The sequence below is a fragment of the Bacillus sp. GbtcB14 genome, from assembly GCF_019091205.1.
GTDB classification, from domain to species: domain Bacteria; phylum Bacillota; class Bacilli; order Bacillales; family Bacillaceae_G; genus Bacillus_A; species Bacillus_A cereus_AG.
Window position 1 is genome coordinate 142,963 of record NZ_JAGXJT010000009.1, and the last position, 21,466, is coordinate 164,428.

Consider the following 21,466-nt stretch of genomic DNA (forward strand, 5'->3'; position numbering starts at 1 on the left):
GCTGATCTTGATCCGAGTTACTTTGTTTAGAGTTTTGCTGCTGATCTTGATCCGAGTTACTTTGTTTAGATTTTTGCCGCTGATCTTGATCCGAGTTACTTTGTTTAGAGTTTTGCTGCTGATCTTGATCCGAGTTACTTTGTTTAGATTTTTGCCGCTGATCTTGATCCGAGTTACTTTGTTTAGAGTTTTGCTGCTGATCTTGATCCGAGTTACTTTGTTTAGATTTTTGCTGCTGATCTTGATCCGAGTTATCTTGTTTAGAGTTTTGCTGCTGATCTTGATCCGAGTTACTTTGTTGAGAGTTTTGTTGTTGATCTTGGGCCGAGTTATCTTGTTTAGAGCGTTGCTGTTTATCCTGATCCGAGTTGTTTTGTTCAGAATTTTGTTGTTGATTCTGATCCGAGTCGTTTTGTTTAGAATTTTGTTGTTGATTCTGATCCGAGTTGTCATGTTTAGAATTTTGTTGTTGATTCTGATCCGAGTTGTCATGTTTAGAATTTTGTCGTTGATTCTGATCCGAGTCGTTTTGCTTAGAGTTTTGTTGTTGATTCTGATCCGAGTCGTTTTGTTTAGAATTTTGTTGTTGATTCTGATCCGAGTTGTCTTGTTTAGAATTTTGTCGTTGATTCTGATCCGAGTCGTTTTGCTTAGAGTTTTGTTGTTGATTCTGATCCGAGTTATCTGTTTCGTTTTTTTCTGTTGTATTTGATTTTTTTTTCTTACGTAGCCAATTCCAAATCATATGTATGCCCTCTTTAATTGTGTAATATAGTGCTATTTTGTGGCTAATTTTGTATATTATTCATTTATTTATGAAAAGAAGAAGGAGATTGGTTTGTATAGAAAAAAACATGTAGTAAGTAGTTCATACTAAAACGGGGAGAGGCGAGTCTGTGCAAATTGTAAAAAAAGAGAAGTTTATTTTAAAGGAGTTTACATTTGAAAATGGTAGGGAAATTCCTGTTCAAATGGGGTATGAAACGTATGGTACTTTAAATAGAGAAAGGTCAAATGCGATTTTGGTATGCCATTATTTTAGTGCAACGAGTCACGCGGCAGGAAAATATACAGCGCATGATGAGGAGTCTGGCTGGTGGGATGGTTTAATTGGACCGGGAAAAGCAATTGATACAAATAAATACTATGTTATATGCACTGATAATCTTTGTAATGTGCAGGTGAAGAACCCTTATGTAATTACAACGGGACCGAAATCGATTCATCCGAAAACTGGAGATGAATATGCGATGGATTTTCCAGTTTTTACATTTCTCGATGTAGCTCGTATGCAATATGAGTTAATAAAAGATATGGGAATCGCAAGGCTACATGCTGTAATTGGACCGTCAGCTGGCGGGATGATTGCGCAGCAATGGGCTGTTCATTATCCTCATATGGTAGAGCGGATGATTGGCGTTATTACGAACCCGCAAAATCCAATTATTACGTCGGTAAATGTAGCGCAAAATGCAATTGAGGCCATTCAACTGGATCCAAGTTGGAAGGGTGGAAAATATGGAGAAGAGCAGCCAATGAAGGGACTTCATTTAGCGAATAGAATGATGTTTATGAACGCGTTTGATGAGCATTTTTATGAAACAACATTTCCTCGTAATAGTATAGAAGTAGACCCTTATGAAAATGTGTTTACATTAACATCATTTGAGAAAGAAATAAATAAAGTGACATATAGAAGTATAGAGTTAGTAGATGCAAATTCGTGGATGTACACTGCGAAAGCAGTTTTATTACATGATATTGCGCATGGATTTTCATCTTTAGAAGATGCTCTTGCTAACATAGAAGCGAATGTACTTATGATTCCGTGCAAACAAGATTTGCTTCAGCCGTCACGTTATAATTATAAAATGGTAGACATTTTGCAAAAACAAGGGAAATATGCGGAAGTGTATGAGATAGAAAGTATAAATGGACATATGGCGGGAGCATTGGATATTCATTTATTTGAAAAGAAAGTTTATGAATTTTTAAATCGGAAAGTATCTAGCTTTGTGTAGAAAATAAATGATGTGAAAAAGGTGCAATGAATGTAGTAGGCACCTTTTTTTACATGATTTGTAGGCGGAAAATATATGTGGCAATTGCTATACCGAAGAACGCTATACTAAGTAATAGAAATAAGAAGGATATTTCTTGTGGCGATTTTATCTTTTTATTATTTTTCATACTAAGAGCAATAATTGCAGCGATTAAGAAAATGATGCCCGTAATGAAAAGAAAAAGTGTCATTTTCATTGGCTCCTTTCATAAAACAAGTATATTGAGGATACAATGCACGAGTTATGTTTGTAAAGAATAAGTTTTGCGGGAAAATTGAGAAATAAATTTTCCGTTCTTTGCGTTCTTTCTTTCGCATGCTAAAATTGATTAGACATGCTTTTTTAAGGAAGAGACTAAAGGTTTTATTGTATATAAGGAGGAACGACATATGACAGAAGTTAAAACAATTACTACAGAAGAAGTGCAAGAGCGTTTAGAAAATGGAGAAACGTTATTTTTAGTAGACGTAAGGGAAGATGAAGAAGTAGCAGCAGGGAAAATTCCAGAAGCTGTACATATTAAAATGGGTGATATTCCGAATAAAGTAGATTTCTTTGATAAAGAGAATGAATATATCTTTATTTGTCGCTCGGGAATGCGTAGTGAAAATGTATGCCATTATTTAAATGAGCAAGGATTTAAAACAATGAACATGGTTGGCGGTATGCTTCAATATGAAGGTGAAACGAAATAAGTAGCTTAAAAAACTTGAAACGTGTTTGTTTCAAGTTTTTTTCTTTTGCATACAGTATAAAAAAGGGGGATAGGTAAATGGGGATTAACATGCGGAAAGTAAAAATTATTAATAATACAGGAGCTGTTAATGTTGGCGACTGTTATAATATCGCACCTTTTGCTGTATCGAAAGCTTATGCGGGTGCTGGAGGATCGAGTGCGGCTGTTTTTTTAAATGGGAAACGGCAGCCAGAAGTGGTGATTCGAACATCAGTCTTTCTACCGCCATTAGCAACGAGTACACGTACATTAGGTTCATAGAGGAAAGGTAGCGTGTGATTATGCCTGCTCATATAAAAGAGTTTGTTATTGTGAATAACACTGGGAATATATTTACCGGTGATAATTTGAGTGATACGTCATTTACTGCTTCGAAATCGTATAGTGGTTCAGTGGGGTGTACTTGGATTGATGTTGTTACAGTAATAGGAACGGAGACGAAGCTTTGCTTGCAGCCAGGAGATTCAGTGACGACAACATATACGCGAGGTACTCCTGCTGGTACTGTAACGGGAACAAATATGGGGCAAAGTGCAAATGTATCGAGTACTATGCAAGCTGTCCCTAATACAGATAATATGGATTCAGTTGCTGGACTCCCTTAAGAAATTAAGGGGGTTTTTATTATTTACAATAAAAAATAGTCTTGGAGATTATTTTTGTAAATACATATTAAGAAAAGGTTTGTTTAAAGTAAAAAGAGGTATATAGGTGGTGAAAGTGTGAAAGAGCGTGATAAAAAAAATTCATTAAACTCTAATTTCAGAATTCCACCAAATCTTATTGGACCTACCTTTCCTCCCGTTCCAACGGGATTTACTGGCATCGGAATCACTGGGCCAACCGGTCCACAAGGCCCGACTGGCCCACAAGGACCAAGGGGATTTCAAGGTCCGATGGGGGAGATGGGCCCGACAGGACCTCAAGGTGTTCAAGGGATTCAAGGCCCAGCTGGACAAATGGGTGCAACAGGACCAGAAGGACAGCAGGGCCCACAAGGATTGAGGGGGCCACAAGGAGAAACTGGAGCGACAGGACCTCAAGGGGTGCAAGGGTTACAGGGGCCGATTGGTCCAACTGGAGCGACTGGAGCACAAGGGATACAGGGAATACAAGGGTTACAAGGTCCGATTGGGGCTACTGGACCTGAGGGGCCACAAGGAATTCAAGGTGTGCAAGGAGTACCAGGAGCAACAGGTCCACAAGGAATACAAGGAGCGCAAGGGATACAAGGCTTACAAGGAGCGAGTGGAAGTACTGGTCCAACCGGAGCGACTGGTCAGGGGACAACGGGTCCTGCTGGAATAACAGGTCCAACAGGGGTAACGGGCCCATCTGGAGGACCTCCTGGTCCGACGGGGCCAACTGGTGCAACAGGTCCAGGTGGTGGACCGAGTGGAAGTACTGGTGCGACGGGAAATACAGGGGTAACAGGAAGTACAGGTGCAACTGGAGAAACGGGAAATACAGGTCCGACTGGAAGCACAGGGGTAACAGGAGCACAAGGATTACAAGGAATACAAGGGGTTCAAGGGCCAATTGGACCAACGGGCCCAGAAGGTCCGCAAGGTATTCAAGGTATTCCTGGTCCGACTGGTGTCACTGGTGAACAAGGAATACAGGGAGTTCAGGGGATTCAAGGGATCATGGGGGCAACTGGTGATCAAGGTCCGCAAGGCATACAGGGGGCTATAGGGCCTCAAGGTGTAACAGGAGCAACCGGAGATCAAGGTCCACAAGGTATACAAGGAGTACCGGGTCCATCAGGAGCAACGGGCCCGCAAGGAGTTCAAGGGATACAAGGTCCGATGGGTGAGATAGGACCAACAGGTCCAGAAGGTCCAGAAGGACTTCAGGGTCCGCAAGGAATACAAGGAGTGCCAGGACCAGTTGGAGCAACAGGTCCAGAGGGGCAGCAAGGAATACAGGGAATACAAGGGCCAGTAGGAGCGACAGGACCAGAAGGCCAGCAAGGAATACAGGGAATACAAGGGATTCAAGGTGTAACAGGAGCAACCGGAGCACAAGGAGCAACTGGAATTCAAGGTGTTCAAGGGAATATAGGAGCAACAGGTCCAGAGGGGCCACAAGGGGTTCAAGGAGTGCAAGGTGACGTAGGTCCAACAGGTCCAATGGGAGCACAGGGAGTTCAAGGTATTCAAGGAATACAAGGACCGACGGGTGCGCAAGGAGTGCAGGGGCCACAGGGAATTCAAGGAGTCCAAGGTCCAACCGGAGCAACAGGAGATACGGGTGCAACTGGAGCGACAGGGGAAGGAACTACAGGCCCAACAGGAGTAACCGGAGCAACAGGTGTCACGGGTCCGTCAGGAGGACCCGCCGGACCGACTGGCCCAACAGGTCCATCAGGTCCAACAGGGATAACAGGTCCATCAGGAGGACCACCTGGACCGACCGGAGCAACAGGTGCAATCGGGGCAACAGGTGCAACCGGGGCGACAGGAGATACCGGAGTGACTGGAGCAACGGGGCAAACGGGAGCAACAGGAGTGACAGGGTTACAAGGTCCACAAGGAATACAAGGGGTGCAAGGGGATATTGGTCCAACCGGCCCACAAGGGATACAAGGTCCGCAAGGAATTCAAGGAGTAACGGGAGCGACTGGAGCTCAAGGCCCGCAAGGAATTCAAGGATTACAAGGAATTCAAGGCCCAACAGGCCCACAAGGTATTCAAGGAGCTCAAGGCCCGCAAGGAATACAAGGTGCGACAGGAGCAACCGGAGCACAAGGTCCACAGGGAATTCAAGGGATACAAGGATTGCAAGGTCCGACCGGTCCACAAGGCCCGACTGGAATACAAGGTGTTCAAGGTGACATAGGTCCAACCGGTCCACAAGGTGTGCAAGGATTGCAAGGCCCACAAGGCCCAACGGGGAACACGGGTGCAACAGGAGCGCAAGGCCCACAAGGAATACAAGGTCCAACGGGAGTCACGGGAGCAACAGGAGCGACCGGTCCGCAAGGAATTCAAGGCCCGCAAGGAGTCCAAGGTCCAACGGGAGCCACTGGAGCAACCGGTTCACAAGGTCCAACCGGTGATACGGGTCCAACAGGTTCACAAGGAATCCAAGGTCCAACAGGCCCAACGGGAGCTGGGGCAACTGGCGCCACAGGAGCAACGGGTGTGACCGGAGTTAGTACAACTGCAACGTATGCATTTGCGAATAATACATCAGGAACCGCTATTTCCGTTTTATTAGGCGGGACAAATGTACCGTTACCGAACAATCAAAATATTGGTCCAGGAATTACTGTTAGCGGAGGAAATACTGTATTTACAGTTACGAATGCAGGGAATTATTATATAGCTTACACAATTAATCTAACGGCAGGGTTACTTGTAAGTTCTCGTATAACTGTAAACGGTAGTCCGCTTGCGGGAACGATAAATGCTCCGACAGTGGCTACTGGTTCATTTAGCGCACCAATAATTGCTAATTTGCCTGCGGGAGCTGCTATTAGTCTGCAGTTATTTGGATTAGTTGCAATAGCTACATTATCTACGACGACACCAGGAGCTACTTTAACTATTATTAGATTAAGCTAATAAGAAGAAAACCTTGGGCTTTTACGCTTCAAGGTTTTTATCTCGTTATTTGTAGGTAGTCTAATTGGTTAGGAAAGTTTCACTTTATTCCCTTGAGCAAAAACATCGCAGTTCGAAAATATATTATAATAGAATGAAAAGAGAGAAATTTGGCAGAAAGGGAGGGTGGCGATGCAGGAGATGGTTACAGATTTTTTTGGACGCCCACTTCAAGATTTGCGCATATCTGTCATTGATCGTTGCAATTTTAGATGTACATATTGTATGCCGGCGGAAGTATTTGGGCCAGATTATGCTTTTTTGAAAGATGAGTTTTTAATGACGTTTGATGAAATTGAGCGTTTGGCAAAACTATTTGTTAGCATCGGTGTACGAAAAATTAGACTTACTGGTGGCGAACCACTGCTTCGTAAAGATTTAACGAAACTTATTGCACGTCTCGTGAAAATTGACGGGTTAGTAGATATAGGATTAACGACAAATGCGATTCATTTAACGAAACAAGCAAAAGCATTAAAAGAAGCTGGATTACATAGAGTAAATGTTAGTTTAGATGCAATAGAAGATGATGTATTTAAGGGCATTAATGGCCGGAATATAAATACGAAACCTGTTATAAAGGGAATTATGGCTGCAAAAGAGGCAGGGCTTGATATAAAGGTCAACATGGTTGTGAAAAAAGGGATGAACGATCATCAAGTACTTCCGATGGCTGCGTATTTTAAAGAGCAGGGAATCACGCTTAGATTTATTGAGTTTATGGATGTTGGTAGTACAAATGGATGGAACTTTGATCAAGTCGTTACAAAGCGAGAGTTAATTGAGATGATTCATAGCGTGTATCCGCTTGAGCCAGCTGAAGCGCATTATTTCGGTGAAGTTGCGAAGCGATATCGTTACGTTGGAACAAATGTCGAAGTCGGTTTTATTACTTCTGTTTCAGAGTCATTTTGTTCTTCTTGTACGAGAGCGAGAATTTCGGCAGATGGAAAGTTTTATACTTGCTTATTTGCGACAGAAGGATTGGATGTAAGGGAACTTCTTAGAGGAAATCTTTCGGATGATGAGTTGGTAAGCGTTATACAAGATGTATGGATGAATAGAAAAGACAGGTATTCGGATGAACGGACAGAAGAAAGTGCAAAGAATCGTCCGAAAATTGAAATGTCTTATATAGGAGGATAAGAAAGGAGGCTATCGTATGCAGGAGCGATATTCAAGACAAATATTATTTTCTGGTGTTGGAGAAGAAGGTCAGAGAAAAATTAGAGAGAAGCATGTGCTTATTATCGGCGCTGGTGCTCTCGGGGCAGCGAATGCAGAAGCAATTGTTAGAGCAGGTGTTGGCAAAATAACAATTGCGGATCGTGATTATGTAGAATGGAGTAATTTACAAAGGCAACAATTATATACAGAAGAAGATGCAAAGCAATATAAACCAAAGGCGGTAGCAGCAGCAGAGCATTTACAAGCGATTAATTCTGAGGTGGAAATAAATCCGATTGTGACTGATGTAACGGTGCAAGAAATGGAAGAGTTAGTGAATGATGTAGATTTAATATTAGATGCGACAGATAATTTTGAAACACGTCTTCTTATTAATGATATTTCACAAAAGTATAATATTCCGTGGATATATGGTGGTTGTGTCGGAAGTTACGGAGTAACGTATACAATTTTACCAGGAAAAACACCGTGTTTCCGCTGTTTAATGGAACATCCAGCGAGCGGGGCAACATGTGATACGGCCGGTATTATACAGCCGGCAGTGCAATTAGTAGTTGCACATCAAATAACGGAAGCGCTGAAAATATTAGTAGAAGACTATGGAGCGCTTCGCGAAACGATGTTATCGTTTGATCTTTGGAATAATCAACAGATGGCATTTAAAGTGAATAGGCAGAAAAAAGACACATGTTTATCTTGCGGAAGATTACGTACATATCCGAGTTTAACATTTGAAGCACAAACGAAAACAGAAGTGTTATGTGGCCGAAATACAGTACAAATCCGTCCAGGTGTGCGGAATGGATTTAATTTAGAAGAAATTAAAAAGCGCTTACAAAGAAGTGTGGATGTAAAAGCTACTCCGTATTTATTATCATTTCCGGTAGAGGAATTTCGTTTTGTTTTATTTACAGATGGCAGGGCCTTTATTCATGGGACGAATGATATAAATGTAGCAAAACGTTTATATGCAAGATATATAGGTTGAACCTAAAGGGAGCCCTTTAGGTTCAACGGAGAGAAGATTAAGACTTTCTCGTATAATCTCCACTTTTTCCACCTGTTTTTTCAAATAAATACGTTTCGCCAATAATCATACCTTTATCAACAGCTTTGCACATATCGTACACAGTAAGAGCTGTAGCGGAAGCAGCTGTTAAAGCTTCCATTTCAACACCGGTGCCACCTTCTGTTTTAACTTTTACTTCAATAAGTAATCGATATTGTTCTTCGGATTGTTTCCAATCGAAAGAAACGTCAACACCTTTTAATAATAAAGGATGGCACATTGGGATAATATCAGAAGTGCGTTTCGCAGCCATAATACCTGCGATTTGTGCAACTGCTAGTACGTCACCTTTCCCAATTTCATTGTGAGAGATTTTATCGTAAATTTCTTTTGTAACGACAATGCTAGAGCACGCAATTGCTGTTCGAACGGTTGCTTTTTTGTCACTTATATCAACCATCTTCGCGCGTCCTTGGTCATTAAAGTGTGTGAATGAAGACATGGAATTCCTCCTTGAAGTAATTTCTATTTAATATATAAAGTTTAATCGAGATAAAAAAAATTGCAAATATGAGGTGAGAAACGATGGTAGAAAAACGAATTCCAATTCAAGTTGCTGAGGCAGTAGAGAGAGTAATGGAATATGCGAAGAATGGTGAAGTAGAAGAGGTTTCTATTACGGAAAGTTACGGGAGAATTCTTGGGGAGGATGTTGTCTCTGATCATGACGTTCCTCATTTTGATCGTTCTCCTTACGATGGTTTCGCAATTCGAGCAGAAGATACGAAAGAAGCGAATCAAGAGAATTCAGTTGAATTTGAAGTAATAGGAGAAATCGGGGCGGGATCAGTTTTTCTAAATGAAGTAGGGCCTTTTAAAGCGGTTCGTATTATGACGGGAGCAGCTATTCCAGAGGATTGTAATGCAGTCGTAATGCTAGAACTGACGGAAGGTTTTGAGAAGAACGGAAAAACATATATGAAGTTAAAGCGTCCTTTTAATAGTGGTGACAATGTGTCATTTAAAGGGGAAGATATAAAACGAAATCAAGTTCTCGTTAAGAAAGGCGTTGCTATCAATCCAGGTGTTGCCGCCTTATTAGCGACGTTTGGATATAGTACTGTGAAAGTTGTAAAACAGCCTGTTGTTGGTATTGTGACGACAGGAAGTGAATTGTTAGAAGTATATGAGTCGTTACAGCCAGGGAAAATTAGAAATAGTAACTCGTATATGATTGCAGCTCAAATTATGAAAGCCGGAGGGAAAGTCCGTTATTATGGCCAACTTGCCGACGAGTTAGATGCATGTTTTACAGCTATTCAATCGGCGATGGATGAGGTTGATATTTTAATTACGACAGGCGGTGTGTCGGTAGGAGATTATGACTACTTGCCAGCTATTTATGAAAGATTACAGGCGAATGTACTCTTTAATAAAATAGCGATGAGACCAGGAAGTGTAACGACAGTAGCTGAAGTTGACGGAAAGTTACTTTTCGGTTTGTCAGGGAATCCATCCGCTTGTTATGTAGGCTTTGAATTATTTGTGCATCCAATTATAAAAACGTATTTGTATGCGAAGGGACCTCACGTATATAGAGCTGACGCTATTTTGCAAAAAGATTTTCCAAAGCCAAATCCATTTACTCGTTTTGTAAGAGCAAAGGTGACAATCGTGGAAGGGGCATTACAAGCGATGCCAGTCGGTTTAGATAAATCGAGTGCGGTATCTTCACTCGCGGATGCGAATGCTTTTATTGTATTGCCTGGAGGAACGAGAGGATTTGAGGCAGGGATGAAAGTATCTGTATTATTGTTAGAGCACGACGAGGGATGTGATTGGCCATGGGCAAAGCCCCTTCAATCTTACAAATAGTAGGGTATCAAAATAGCGGGAAAACAACGCTCGTTGAGAAAATTGTGTATGCATTAGCTGAACGAAAAATGAAAGTTGCTACCATTAAACATCACGGGCACGGAGGTTTTCCAGAAGTAGCGCAAAAAGATAGTGAAAGGCACCGAAAAGCCGGTGCTGTCGTAAGTAGTGTAGAAGGCGCTGGATTACTTTCACTATCGTCATTAAGAGAGGAATGGTCCTTGCAAGAAATTATCCGCTTGTACAAATTTTTTGAAGTGGATACAATTTTAATAGAGGGCTATAAAGCTGAGAAATATCCCAAAATAGTGTTACTTCGTTCTGCGGAAGACGCTGAACTTTTACATAAAGTAGAAAATATAGCGGCGGTTATTACATGGTATGATGCTCCGTCAAATGTACGAGAAGAATATAAAGTATTTCATATAACAGAAGAAAAATTGTATATAGACTGGTTTTTACAAACGGTTAGGGGTGCAAAATGATAAATACGTATTATGAGGTAATTGATACAGAAATCTCGATTGAAGAGGTGGCAAAGAAAGTGGTTCGCCGTGAATGCGGTGCTGTCACGACATTTATTGGAACAGTTAGGGAGTTTACGAAAGGGCGTCGTACACTATACTTAGAGTATGTAGCTTATAAGACGATGGCAGAAAAGATGCTACAGAAAATTGGATCAGAAGTGAAAGAGAAGTGGCCAGGTACATATGTTGCGATTACACATCGCACTGGTACACTGCAAATTTCTGATATCGCGGTTGTTGTTGCTGTTTCAACGCCGCACCGTAAAGCGGCTTATGAGGCGAACGAATATATTATGGAACGCATAAAACAAATTGTTCCGATTTGGAAAAAAGAGTTTTGGGAAGATGGGGATTCATGGATTGGTGATCAATTAGAAAAAACGCCATATTCCGCAGGAGAGCCTGGGAAGGAGCTGTAAGTATGATTCGAGTATTATTATTTGCGCACTTGCAAGAGGAAGCAGGAACAAGTGAATTACAAATCGAGAAAGAAAATATTACGGTTGCAGAGTTAAAAGATGTTGTTGCTAAAAAATATAATGTACCAGTGACAGAACCAATTATGGTTGCGATTAATGAAGAGTACGCAAATGAAGATGATAGGGTCCAATCTGGTGATGTTGTTGCACTAATCCCACCGGTGAGCGGTGGTTAATATTGGATTCATTAAAACGACTTTCCTACATAGGGAAAGTCGTTTTTTTATGGCAGTTTTGCGAACACTAATTTATAGAACAAGGAGGGTATTATGAAAAAAATATGTGTAGTTATTACAATGATATGTTCGGTCTTTTTCTCTTCTCCAAGCAATTCTTTCGCGAAAGAATCAAAGGAACAGCTGTTAGAGAGTGCATTATCGAATAGGTACTATTCAGTTATTAGACAAGTGACAGAAGATCAATATGAATGTGCTTCCGTTATAAATATAAAGCGTCTCGGCAAGAAAGATGAGTTCGTTCCTAGATTTGAAATTACGCTACAATTTCTTACGTTCCAAGGTGCGCATAATCCGCCGAATGATAAAGTTACACTTACTTTGGAAGATCATTTAGACCACGTAAAGATAAAGAAGGTGGAACGAGAAAAGAATGTTCCTGGTGCTATTACAGAAAAGGTTTGTGAACGAGAAAAAGAAAAGATAAAAGCTCACTCTAATGATTTAGAGTGATAGCATATGAAATTTAGTAAAGAAAGGTAATGAGCGATGGACATACTTTTAGCGATTTTACCGGCTATATTTTGGGGAAGTATTGTGCTATTTAACGTGAAACTGGGGGGAGGACCGTATAGTCAAACGCTCGGTACAACGTTTGGTGCACTTATTTTCTCAATTGTTGTTTATATTTTTATGAAGCCCGTATTGACTCCTACTATTATCGGAGTTGGAATTGTGTCAGGTTTATTTTGGGCACTTGGTCAGGCGAATCAATTAAAAAGTATTGATTTAATGGGTGTTTCGAGAACGATGCCCATTTCAACAGGACTTCAATTAGTTGCGACGACTTTATTTGGAGTCATCGTATTTCATGAGTGGTCCACGACAATATCAGTCGTCCTTGGCGTTTTGGCTCTCGTTTGTATTATTATCGGTGTTATTTTAACATCACTTCAAAGTGAAGAAGAAAAGAGTGCAGAGCAGGCGGGGAATTTTAAAAGGGGCATTATCATTTTATTGATTTCAACAGTCGGTTATTTGATTTATGTAGTAGTGATTAGACTATTTAATGTCGATGGTTGGTCAGCTTTATTGCCACAAGCAGTTGGTATGGTGTTAGGGGGCATTTTGCTTACTTTTAAACATCATCCATTTAATAAATATGCGATACGAAATATTATTCCAGGACTAATTTGGGCAGCTGGAAATATGTTTTTATTTATTTCGCAGCCGCGTGTTGGAGTGGCAACAAGTTTCTCGCTATCACAAATGGGAATTATTATTTCAACGCTTGGCGGGATTCTTATATTAGGTGAAAGAAAAACGAAACGCCAATTAACGGGGATTGTTGTCGGTATCGTTTTTATTATCGCAGCTGGAATAATGTTAGGTGTTGCAAAAAGTTAAAGGAGGTATGGAAATGTATAGTGATTTAGCAGGAAAAGTTGTCGTTATTACAGGATCAGCAACTGGTCTTGGAAGAGCGATGGGAGTACGGTTTGCTAAGGAGAAAGCAAAAGTAGTGATTAACTATCGCTCACGAGAGTCAGAAGCACATGATGTATTAGAAGAAATTAAAAAAGTAGGCGGCGAAGCGATTGCTGTAAAAGGTGATGTGACGGTTGAATCTGACGTTGTGAACCTCATTCAATCTGCTGTGAAAGAGTTTGGTACGCTTGACGTTATGATTAATAATGCAGGGATAGAAAATGCGGTACCATCGCATGAAATGCCGCTAGAAGATTGGAATAAAGTAATCCATACAAATTTAACAGGTGCTTTTTTAGGCAGCCGAGAAGCGATTAAATATTTTGTAGAACATGATATTAAAGGTTCTGTCATTAATATGTCGAGTGTTCACGAGAAAATCCCGTGGCCGCTATTTGTGCACTATGCAGCTAGTAAGGGAGGCATTAAACTGATGACAGAAACGTTAGCGCTAGAATACGCACCAAAAGGCATTCGCGTAAATAATATTGGGCCAGGTGCAATAAATACGCCAATTAATGCAGAGAAGTTTGCGGATTCTAAAAAACGTGCCGACGTAGAAAGTATGATACCGATGGGCTACATTGGAAAACCGGAAGAAATTGCAGCAGTCGCAACGTGGCTCGCTTCCTCAGAGGCGAGTTATGTAACTGGAATTACGTTATTTGCAGATGGTGGAATGACGTTATATCCATCGTTTCAAGCGGGGCGTGGGTAATATAAAAGGACGAAGAGATAAAGCTCTTCGTCCTTTTTTTACAAAAAAAAATAGCGGCCAGCTATTTTAAATTTAGTGATTAATTGTATCTTGAAGAAATTCTGTTGCTTGATGTTCAGAAACATTTTGTACGAGAGCAACTTCGCTAATCATCATTTTACGTGCATTATCTAGCATTTGTTTTTCGCTCGCATTTAATGCTCTCTCTTTATTACGGCGAAGTAAATCGCGAACGACTTCTGCGCTATCTTGCAGATTGCCGTTTTTCATTTTTTCCATATTCATTGTATATCTTTGTTTCCAGGAAAGTGATGTGTCTGATTCCCCGTTTTGAAAGTCAAGAAGTATACCATCTAACGTACCTTTATCTACGATATAACGAATACCTGATTTTTGTAATTGATCCATTGGAAGCATTACTTGCATATCTTTACTGATGATACGTATCACACAATATTGACGTATTGTTCCTAATATTTCTTTCTCTTCAATGGCTTCGATGACTCCTGCGCCGTTCATTGGATAAACGATTTTATCACCAATTTGAAACAAATCATCCACCTCCATATGTGGTAATCATCTTTAATGATAGCATAAGTGTATAAAAATGTCAAATTTTATATAATACCATAATATTAATGTTCTAGTCAATAAGTAAAAACTCTTTTTTATTTGTATTTTTTTTGCGCTCACTTATTGATGATTTTTTAGAAAAATAGTACAGGTGAAGAAAGAAGGCATATCCACTTATTTTTAAGCATAAAATGTAAAATCGCTAATACAATATACCTAAATCCGTTCTTTGCAAAGGAGGGAGAGAAGGTGGGGCGCACAATAAAAATTGATATTACAAATAAAGTGGTAGCTAAATTTAGACCGGATTATTTGGAATTATATACGAGTAAATTTATGATAGGTAAGTTTTATGTCTATACTGAAAGTAAACAATATGTGTTAGAAGACGGATATATATATGAAAACGGAAAATTTTATCGCATCATAGATACGCACCGTGGCAATAATCAAGCGGCGGAGGGCTGCGATCTAGGATGGTGTTAACATGATTCGTGTAAAAGTGTTTGATGAAAGTCACGAAAAAGACTTAGAAGACGCTGTAAATGTTTTTTTGAAAAAGATTGATGATAGTAACTTTGTAGATATTAAGTACCAAGTCGGTGTTTCCATTAACGATGACGAAAACCAAATTTATTGTTTTTCAGCAATGATCGTTTATAAAGCATAAAAAAGAGCTGGGTGAGCCAGCTCTTTTTTATGTTTTATGTTGGGACAACATGTGTCGGTAATACGTTCATAATAGATTGAGTTGTGCCTAATTTCTTTGTCGCTAAAAGAGGCGCCCCTGTTTCATGGTTTTGGGCATCTGTACACATACCAAGGTGATAACGATCACCTAAAAATGGATCGATATAAAAACCGTTTTTGAATACTTTATCATTCGGATGCTTTTCATGGTGAATGTCAGAGCAGTTAATGCAATAGAACATAGCTTTCATCCCCTTTTTATTTTTGTTTGAAAAAAGTGAGTCGGTAGTCATTTCGCTCCTAAGGAAATGTTGAGGAGAAGAGAAATAACTACCTACTCAAATGGTGGGCATATTCCTTCTGATTTTTCATATCTCGCGTAGTGTCCCCGAGGGAAGGAGGAGAGACGAAATACGCATGATATACGTAAGGCTCTTCTTTCAAGATGAATGATGGAGTTTCATGTTGAGAGAAGTTTTTATTTTTTGTTGCCTTTGTGAGTATATTATGAGGAAATGCTCGGAGGGTGTTTGTCCTGTTGAAAAAATGTTGAGAATTTCTCAACAGTAAAAAAGAATTAGCGTTGACGTGAAACTAAAAGGTGTTATATTATCTAAATGAAACCAAAAGGTGTTATATTTGAACGCCGAATAAAGGAGAATGAAAATGGAACAACAAAATACATTAAATGATATTAAACAAACGATCGTTTTCAACGCATCTATTCAAAAAGTATGGAATGTAGTATCAACTGCAGATGGAATCGCATCATGGTTTATGCCAAATGATTTCGAATTAGAGGTAGGACATGAATTTCATGTGCAATCACCATTTGGGCCATCACCATGTAAAGTGTTAGAAATCGATGAGCCAAACCACCTGTCTTTCTCATGGGATACAGATGGCTGGGTCGTTTCATTTAATCTGAAAGACCTAGGAGATAATAAAACAGAATTTACGTTAATTCACGGCGGCTGGAAACATCCTGATGAAATTCTTCCGAAAGCGAATGCGAAGAGCTCTATTATTCGCGATAGAATGAGCGGTGGATGGGTAGCGATTGTAAATGAAAAACTGAAAAAGGTTGTCGAAGGTTAAGTGTCCTCATCAGCAGCGAAATATGATGTATTTCAAGCAATTGCTGATCCAACCCGCCGAGAAGTAATACGGTTATTAAGTGATAAAGAGTTACCGATTTCCAAAATAACGGATCATTTTCCGATGAGTCGTACTGCGGTTGTAAAACACCTTCATATTCTTTCAGAAGCGAATTTAGTAAGCGGAAGAAAGAGTGGAAGAGAGAAGATATATCGTTTGCATCCAGAACCATTAGAGGAATTACAACAGTGGCTCTCGTATTATGAACGTTTTTGGGATAATAAATTGTCCATGCTGAAACATATTGTGGAGAATGAAGAATAAAAAGAGGATGACCGAAATGGTCATCCTCTTTATTATTGCTCACTTGTTTGTGTAGCTGGTTTTAATAAAATCCAAGCGATAATTAATGTAAATACTGCTAATACGAAAGTACTCATATAAATGACGTGTACACTTGCTGCTAGTGCCTCTTGTGATTCGGTTGCTATATTTGCTGTAGTACTGCCGTGTCCACCAGATACGAGATCAAGGTTTTTAATGCCACGTGCGTGAATCATCGTATTGAAGATTGTGCCAAAGATTGCAGCACCTAATGTTTGGCTAAATGTATTAATAAATGTGTTTAAACCAACGGCTGTTCCGCGTGTATGCGCTGGTACGGCTGCTTGAATTGTTACCATGTAAATCGGTGTCACAAGCCCCATTCCTAACCCGAATAATCCGACTGCCACATAAATAAGGAATGATGGTGAATGTGTTGATAATGTAAATAATAAGAACGTAGCTACTGATAAAATGCTAGCTCCAAGTAAAATGATTTGTTTCGTTTTTAATTTGCCTACCAAGTTACCAGAGAAAATGGCGCCAAATGTCCACATAACAGGAATTGGCATTAAAATAAGTCCAGCTTCAGTTGCATTTTTTCCTAATACACCTTGGCTCCAAATTGGAAGGTACATTGTAATACTAATAATCATTGCACCAGCAATAAGAGTTAGTATATTTATCGTAGATAATGTACGGTTAGAGAAAAGTGCTAGCGGAATTAATGGTTCCGGAGATTTTTTCTCGATGAATAAGAAAATAATGAATGAAACGACGGCGAAGATTAATAGGCCGATAATTGTTATGTCTCCCCAGTTTTGCTTACTGCTACCTGTCAGTAACGCGTATAGTAGAGCGATCGTACTTAATGAGAAGACTGTTGCACCAAGATAGTCGATATGGTGTTTAGCGGGTTTAATAGATTCTTTGTAGTAAATGGCGATCATTAAGCAAGCGATAATTCCAAATGGGACGTTTAAGAAGAAGATATAACGCCAAGATAGAGAATCAACTAAAAATCCACCGACTAACGGTCCGATAACACCAGATACACCCCAAACGGCACTCATCCAGCCTTGTGCTTTCGCGCGGTCTTTCGCTTCGCTATATAAGTCTCCAATAATCGTCATTGTGATCGGCATAACAGCACCAGCACCTATACCTTGAAGAGCACGGAAGAAGATTAATTGCTCCATTGATGTAACGACTCCGCAAAGCGCAGAACCGATTAAGAAGATTGTAGCTCCGATAAGTAAAACTTTTTTACGGCCGAATAAATCAGCTAACTTTCCGTATATTGGAGTCGAAACAGCTGTTGCAAGCATATAAATTGCATATACCCAACTAACAAGTTCGACGCCTGACAAATCACTCGTTATACGAGGGATTGCTGTACTAACAATCGTTCCTTCTACCGCAGAAAGAAACGTCATTAGCATTAAAGACATCATGACTTTTTTTCTCATATTTTTTCCCCTTACCCTTTTTTAAATATTCAACAATATAAAATATAAAGGTACTAAGGTATATAAAGCAACAAAAAAGCAATGGGAAGTCAGGAGGAGCGTATATTTGTCGCTTATTGTCGGTAAGTCAATATATTTGAGGAATCACTGATATATGTTGTTAAATCGCTTATATAATTTCATATACCTATAAAAAAAGAAACAGGAATCCCTGTTTCTTTTCTAGTATTGCATTTTCGCGTTTTCCCCAGCTGTCGTTCCGGCAATTCGACCAGTAACAAGCGCAGATGTAATGTTATAGCCGCCAGTATAACCGTGAATATCAAGAACTTCTCCGCAGAAATATACGCCGTTCGTGAATTTAGAAGACATTTCTTTCGGGTTAATTTCTTTAACGGATACACCGCCGCCAGTAACGAATGCTTTTTCAATTGACTGCGTACCATTTACATTCACAGTAAACTCTTTAAAGTCTTTCACAAGTGCACGAATCTTCTCGTGAGAAACTTGTCCAGCTTGTTCACTACCGTCAATTTCATTTTTTTCTAATAAGAATAGGAAGTAACGTTCAGGTACATAACCTTTTAAAACGTTTTTAATTCCTTTTTTCGGATCTTCTTTCATTTGTTTCAGCATGCGCTGGAATAGTTGTTCACTATTTTCTTCTGGCAATGCATCGATACTCATTTGTACTGTATTCGTTTTAAACTTTTTCAGTGCTTTCACAACGAATTGACTACAGCGAAGAGCAGCAGGACCAGACAGACCGAAATGAGTAAAGAGCATGTCCATTTTGTGAGAAATGATTGCTTTTCCTTTCGGGTTTAATACGCTTAAATTTACATCGCGTAAAGCAAGACCTTGTAAGGAGCGATCACGAATAAATGGTTCGTTTGAAAGGATTGGTACTTCTGTTGGGAATAATTCTGTAATTGTATGCCCAGCTTTTTCAGCCCAAGCATATCCGTCTCCAGTAGATCCAGTTTGAGGAACAGATTTTCCGCCAACAGCGATAACGACATGGTTTGTTTCTAACACTTCGCCAGTTTGTAGTACGACTGCTTTCGTTTGACCGTTCTCATATTCAATTGTTTCAACGGGTGTATTCGTACGGATTTTTACACCTAAGTCTTTTAATCGTGTTAAAAGTGCGTCTACTACTGATTGTGCTTTATTTGATACAGGGAACATGCGGCCATGATCCTCTTCTTTTAGTTGTACACCGAGATTTTCGAAGAATGTAATAATATCTTCATTATTAAAAATAGAAAAAGCGCTGTATAAGAAGCGGCCGTTTCCTGGTATATGTTTAACGATCTCATCAAGTGGTAGACGGTTCGTTACGTTACAACGACCACCACCAGAAATCGCAAGTTTACGCCCTAGTTTATTTCCTTTATCAAGAAGCAAGACACTTGCGCCTTCTTCTGCAGCACCGATTGCAGCCATTAGCCCAGAAGGCCCGCCGCCGATGACAATAACATCATAATGCATAATATATCGACCTCATTTTCTACATTTCCTGCCTAAAAGAATAGCATGTTTTCCCTTAAAAGAAAAATAGAGTGAAGTACTGCTTAAGGAGAGAATTGTGGTACAATACAAAAGTTAGAGTTCAGCACTATCCTACTATTTGTGGGCAATGAGACTAAAACCTTAAGATGTAAGAGAAATAAAAAGGGAGTTTGGCAGCCCGTAAATGGTCGAATAGTTCAACTAATAATCAGTGGGGAAGAACACCCACACTGATTAAAGTTTCACTTTATGTAGATGTAGGAGGATTTTTGTATGTCCGATTCGAAATTTCTGCGCGGAACGCTTATTGTTACGTTAGGGACATTTTTAGTAAAGTTCTTAGGCATGATTTACGTCTTTCCATTTCATGCATTAGTAGGTACAGAAGGCGGAACGCTCTATACATATGGATACATTCCATATACGATCTTTTTAAGTATTGCAACGGCAGGGGTGCCGCTTGCTGTTTCCAAATTTGTTTCCAAATATAATGCGCTTGGCGATTATAAAACGAGCCGGAGAATGTTCCGCTCGGGAATGGTTATGATGATAGTAACAGGAGTTCTTTCGTTCCTAGTTCTATACATGACAGCGCCACTGTTTGCAGAAGCAATGCTTGGTAAACAAAGTATACACAGTAATGTAGAAGAAGTTACGACGATTATTCGTCTTGTAAGTTTTGCACTTATTGTTGTACCAGCAGCGAGTTTAATTCGTGGTTATTTCCAAGGTCACCAATCGATGGGACCGACTACTGTTTCGCAAATTATTGAACAAATTATTCGTATCGTCTTTTTATTAGCGGGTAGTTTTATTGTTATTAAAGTACTTGGCGGTACAGTTGCAACAGCGGTTGGGGTAGCGACATTTGCTGCGTTCGTTTCAGCAGTTGGAGCACTCGGCGTATTAATTTGGTACTGGTTAAAACGTAAAAAACATTTGGATCAATATTTAATTGAACAAACTGTACCAGAATCGACAGTGAGTACGGTTCAATTATTTAAAGAATTATTTGCATATGCGATTCCTTACGTTGTAATTGGGTTAACAATTCCTTTATATCAACAAATTGATACATTGACATTTAACTCAATTATGCAAGCGATTGGCCAAGGTGATATCGCAGAGCGAGCACTTGGTATTTTCACAATGTGGACGCATAAATTAATTATGATTCCTGTATCACTTGCAACAGCGTTTAGTTTAACGCTTGTACCAGCGATTACAAAATCATTTACTGAAAAACAATACCGTTATTTAAAGTTACAAATTACACAAACATTCCAGGCAAATATGTTCTTAACATTGCCAGCAGTTGTCGGTATTTCAACACTTGCATATCCAATTTATACTGCGTTCTATGACTCAGATCCACTAGGTGGACAAGTATTAATGTGGTATGCACCGGTTGCGTTGTTATTCGCTTTATTTACAGTAACAGCAGCAATTCTGCAAGGAATCAATCAACAAAAACATGCGATTGTCGCGCTTATTATGGGTGTTATTTTGAAATTCGTATGTAACGTAATCTTTATTCGTTATTTCGGTACAGTTGGAGCGATTTTAGCAACAGCAGTCGGATTCTTAGCTTCCGTATGGTATACGAATCGACAAATCAAAAAACATGTACACTATTCATTTGGTGTTGTATATAAGAGAACTTTCCAAATTGCAGTATTAACACTTGTAATGGTCATTGCTGTAAAGTTATCACAATGGATTCTGTCCTTCATGATCTCGTCTGATGGCCGAATGGGAGCTCTTATTACAGTTGTGGTTTGTGCAGGTATTGGTGGTCTTGTGTACGGATTGTTAGCAATTCGCACAGGAGTACTTGAACGAGTATTTGGCGGAGAAGCGTTAGAGAAAATCCAACGTAAACTTGGCAATAGATTCAAAATAAAGTTGAAATCAAAAGGGGCGTAATTAC

25 protein-coding genes and 1 pseudogene are annotated in these 21,466 nt (G+C 39.7%); 19 read left to right on the forward strand and 7 right to left on the reverse strand.

Annotated features, from left to right (window positions below):
- A pseudogene (locus KVT31_RS23185) lies at positions 1 to 745 on the reverse strand (spore germination protein); the annotation flags it as partial.
- Between the two features lie 151 nt (positions 746 to 896).
- Between KVT31_RS23185 and KVT31_RS23190 the strand changes: the two are divergent.
- Positions 897 to 2,021 (forward strand): homoserine O-acetyltransferase family protein, encoded by a 1,125-nt coding sequence (locus KVT31_RS23190; RefSeq protein WP_088098063.1) that lies wholly within the window; start codon positions 897 to 899, stop codon positions 2,019 to 2,021.
- 49 nt (positions 2,022 to 2,070) lie between these two features.
- Here the strand turns inward: KVT31_RS23190 and KVT31_RS23195 are convergent, their stop codons facing one another.
- The gene (locus KVT31_RS23195) at positions 2,071 to 2,253 is read right to left on the reverse strand and encodes a hypothetical protein (protein ID WP_016085879.1); all 183 of its coding nucleotides are present in this window, start codon (positions 2,251 to 2,253) and stop codon (positions 2,071 to 2,073) included.
- A gap of 199 nt (positions 2,254 to 2,452) precedes the next feature.
- Here KVT31_RS23195 and KVT31_RS23200 point away from each other — a divergent pair, with 199 nt between their 5' ends.
- The 6 genes from KVT31_RS23200 (at position 2,453) to KVT31_RS23225 (ending at position 8,583) form a co-directional block, all read left to right on the forward strand.
- Positions 2,453 to 2,758 (forward strand): rhodanese-like domain-containing protein, encoded by a 306-nt coding sequence (locus KVT31_RS23200; protein ID WP_000141210.1) that lies wholly within the window; start codon positions 2,453 to 2,455, stop codon positions 2,756 to 2,758.
- Between the two features lie 77 nt (positions 2,759 to 2,835).
- Positions 2,836 to 3,060, forward strand: a complete 225-nt coding sequence (locus KVT31_RS23205; protein ID WP_088098062.1) for a spore germination protein — start codon at positions 2,836 to 2,838, stop codon at positions 3,058 to 3,060.
- Between the two features lie 20 nt (positions 3,061 to 3,080).
- Positions 3,081 to 3,404: a hypothetical protein gene (locus tag KVT31_RS23210; protein WP_088098061.1), complete on the forward strand. Its 324-nt coding sequence runs from the start codon at positions 3,081 to 3,083 to the stop codon at positions 3,402 to 3,404.
- Between the two features lie 117 nt (positions 3,405 to 3,521).
- Positions 3,522 to 6,368: a BclA-related collagen-like exosporium protein gene (locus KVT31_RS23215; RefSeq protein WP_088098060.1), complete on the forward strand. Its 2,847-nt coding sequence runs from the start codon at positions 3,522 to 3,524 to the stop codon at positions 6,366 to 6,368.
- A gap of 171 nt (positions 6,369 to 6,539) precedes the next feature.
- Entirely contained in the window at positions 6,540 to 7,553 is a 1,014-nt protein-coding gene (moaA, locus tag KVT31_RS23220) for a GTP 3',8-cyclase MoaA (protein ID WP_088098059.1), read from the forward strand.
- A 16-nt stretch (positions 7,554 to 7,569) separates the two neighbouring features.
- A complete protein-coding gene (locus tag KVT31_RS23225) occupies positions 7,570 to 8,583 on the forward strand; it encodes a molybdopterin-synthase adenylyltransferase MoeB (protein WP_088098058.1) in 1,014 nt (337 codons plus the stop codon).
- 37 nt (positions 8,584 to 8,620) lie between these two features.
- Here KVT31_RS23225 and moaC read toward each other — a convergent pair whose 3' ends face one another.
- Positions 8,621 to 9,106 carry a cyclic pyranopterin monophosphate synthase MoaC gene (moaC, locus tag KVT31_RS23230; RefSeq protein ID WP_088098057.1) on the reverse strand — a complete coding sequence of 162 codons (486 nt, stop codon included), beginning with the start codon at positions 9,104 to 9,106 and terminating at the stop codon, positions 8,621 to 8,623.
- 83 nt (positions 9,107 to 9,189) lie between these two features.
- On the opposite strand from moaC, the gene moeA reads away from it, so the two are divergent.
- The 7 genes from moeA to KVT31_RS23265 all read left to right on the forward strand — a co-directional run bounded on the left by moeA (position 9,190) and on the right by KVT31_RS23265 (position 13,867).
- Positions 9,190 to 10,479 carry a molybdopterin molybdotransferase MoeA gene (gene moeA / locus KVT31_RS23235; RefSeq protein WP_088098056.1) on the forward strand — a complete coding sequence of 430 codons (1,290 nt, stop codon included), beginning with the start codon at positions 9,190 to 9,192 and terminating at the stop codon, positions 10,477 to 10,479.
- Positions 10,443 to 10,964, forward strand: a complete 522-nt coding sequence (gene mobB, locus KVT31_RS23240) for a molybdopterin-guanine dinucleotide biosynthesis protein B (protein WP_140392570.1) — start codon at positions 10,443 to 10,445, stop codon at positions 10,962 to 10,964. The genes moeA and mobB overlap by 37 nt, the downstream gene beginning before the upstream one ends.
- A complete protein-coding gene (gene moaE, locus KVT31_RS23245) occupies positions 10,961 to 11,425 on the forward strand; it encodes a molybdopterin synthase catalytic subunit MoaE (protein ID WP_088098054.1) in 465 nt (154 codons plus the stop codon). The genes mobB and moaE overlap by 4 nt, the downstream gene beginning before the upstream one ends.
- A gap of 2 nt (positions 11,426 to 11,427) precedes the next feature.
- The gene (gene moaD, locus KVT31_RS23250; protein WP_088098053.1) at positions 11,428 to 11,661 is read left to right on the forward strand and encodes a molybdopterin converting factor subunit 1; all 234 of its coding nucleotides are present in this window, start codon (positions 11,428 to 11,430) and stop codon (positions 11,659 to 11,661) included.
- A gap of 93 nt (positions 11,662 to 11,754) precedes the next feature.
- Positions 11,755 to 12,174, forward strand: a complete 420-nt coding sequence (locus tag KVT31_RS23255; RefSeq protein ID WP_088098052.1) for a DUF3888 domain-containing protein — start codon at positions 11,755 to 11,757, stop codon at positions 12,172 to 12,174.
- 36 nt (positions 12,175 to 12,210) lie between these two features.
- A complete protein-coding gene (gene glcU / locus KVT31_RS23260; protein ID WP_088098051.1) occupies positions 12,211 to 13,068 on the forward strand; it encodes a glucose uptake protein GlcU in 858 nt (285 codons plus the stop codon).
- A gap of 13 nt (positions 13,069 to 13,081) precedes the next feature.
- The gene (locus tag KVT31_RS23265; protein ID WP_088098050.1) at positions 13,082 to 13,867 is read left to right on the forward strand and encodes a glucose 1-dehydrogenase; all 786 of its coding nucleotides are present in this window, start codon (positions 13,082 to 13,084) and stop codon (positions 13,865 to 13,867) included.
- 72 nt (positions 13,868 to 13,939) lie between these two features.
- Here KVT31_RS23265 and KVT31_RS23270 read toward each other — a convergent pair whose 3' ends face one another.
- Positions 13,940 to 14,434, reverse strand: a complete 495-nt coding sequence (locus tag KVT31_RS23270; RefSeq protein WP_061676805.1) for a CarD family transcriptional regulator — start codon at positions 14,432 to 14,434, stop codon at positions 13,940 to 13,942.
- 255 nt (positions 14,435 to 14,689) lie between these two features.
- Here KVT31_RS23270 and KVT31_RS23275 point away from each other — a divergent pair, with 255 nt between their 5' ends.
- The gene (locus KVT31_RS23275) at positions 14,690 to 14,926 is read left to right on the forward strand and encodes a DUF2553 family protein (RefSeq protein ID WP_088098049.1); all 237 of its coding nucleotides are present in this window, start codon (positions 14,690 to 14,692) and stop codon (positions 14,924 to 14,926) included.
- Between the two features lies 1 nt (position 14,927).
- On the forward strand, positions 14,928 to 15,110 hold the full coding sequence (locus KVT31_RS23280; RefSeq protein ID WP_000621751.1) for a sporulation protein Cse60: 183 nt from the start codon (positions 14,928 to 14,930) through the stop codon (positions 15,108 to 15,110).
- A gap of 34 nt (positions 15,111 to 15,144) precedes the next feature.
- On the opposite strand, the gene KVT31_RS23285 is transcribed toward KVT31_RS23280, so the two are convergent.
- Complete coding sequence (locus tag KVT31_RS23285; protein WP_000498994.1) at positions 15,145 to 15,372, reverse strand: DUF3973 domain-containing protein; 228 nt, start codon at positions 15,370 to 15,372, stop codon at positions 15,145 to 15,147.
- Positions 15,373 to 15,796: 424 nt separating this feature from the next.
- Between KVT31_RS23285 and KVT31_RS23290 the strand changes: the two genes are divergently transcribed.
- Together KVT31_RS23290 and KVT31_RS23295 are read left to right on the forward strand one after the other, a co-directional pair.
- Complete coding sequence (locus tag KVT31_RS23290; RefSeq protein ID WP_088098047.1) at positions 15,797 to 16,228, forward strand: SRPBCC family protein; 432 nt, start codon at positions 15,797 to 15,799, stop codon at positions 16,226 to 16,228.
- A complete protein-coding gene (locus tag KVT31_RS23295) occupies positions 16,229 to 16,552 on the forward strand; it encodes an ArsR/SmtB family transcription factor (RefSeq protein WP_000098837.1) in 324 nt (107 codons plus the stop codon). It abuts the gene before it with no gap.
- Between the two features lie 32 nt (positions 16,553 to 16,584).
- Here the strand turns inward: KVT31_RS23295 and KVT31_RS23300 are convergent, their stop codons facing one another.
- Both KVT31_RS23300 and KVT31_RS23305 read right to left on the reverse strand, forming a co-directional pair.
- On the reverse strand, positions 16,585 to 18,021 hold the full coding sequence (locus tag KVT31_RS23300) for an MDR family MFS transporter (protein WP_088098046.1): 1,437 nt from the start codon (positions 18,019 to 18,021) through the stop codon (positions 16,585 to 16,587).
- Positions 18,022 to 18,243: 222 nt separating this feature from the next.
- The gene (locus KVT31_RS23305; protein ID WP_088098045.1) at positions 18,244 to 19,515 is read right to left on the reverse strand and encodes a BaiN/RdsA family NAD(P)/FAD-dependent oxidoreductase; all 1,272 of its coding nucleotides are present in this window, start codon (positions 19,513 to 19,515) and stop codon (positions 18,244 to 18,246) included.
- Between the two features lie 294 nt (positions 19,516 to 19,809).
- Here KVT31_RS23305 and KVT31_RS23310 point away from each other — a divergent pair, with 294 nt between their 5' ends.
- A complete protein-coding gene (locus KVT31_RS23310; RefSeq protein ID WP_088098044.1) occupies positions 19,810 to 21,462 on the forward strand; it encodes a putative polysaccharide biosynthesis protein in 1,653 nt (550 codons plus the stop codon).
- Positions 21,463 to 21,466 lie beyond the last annotated feature (4 nt).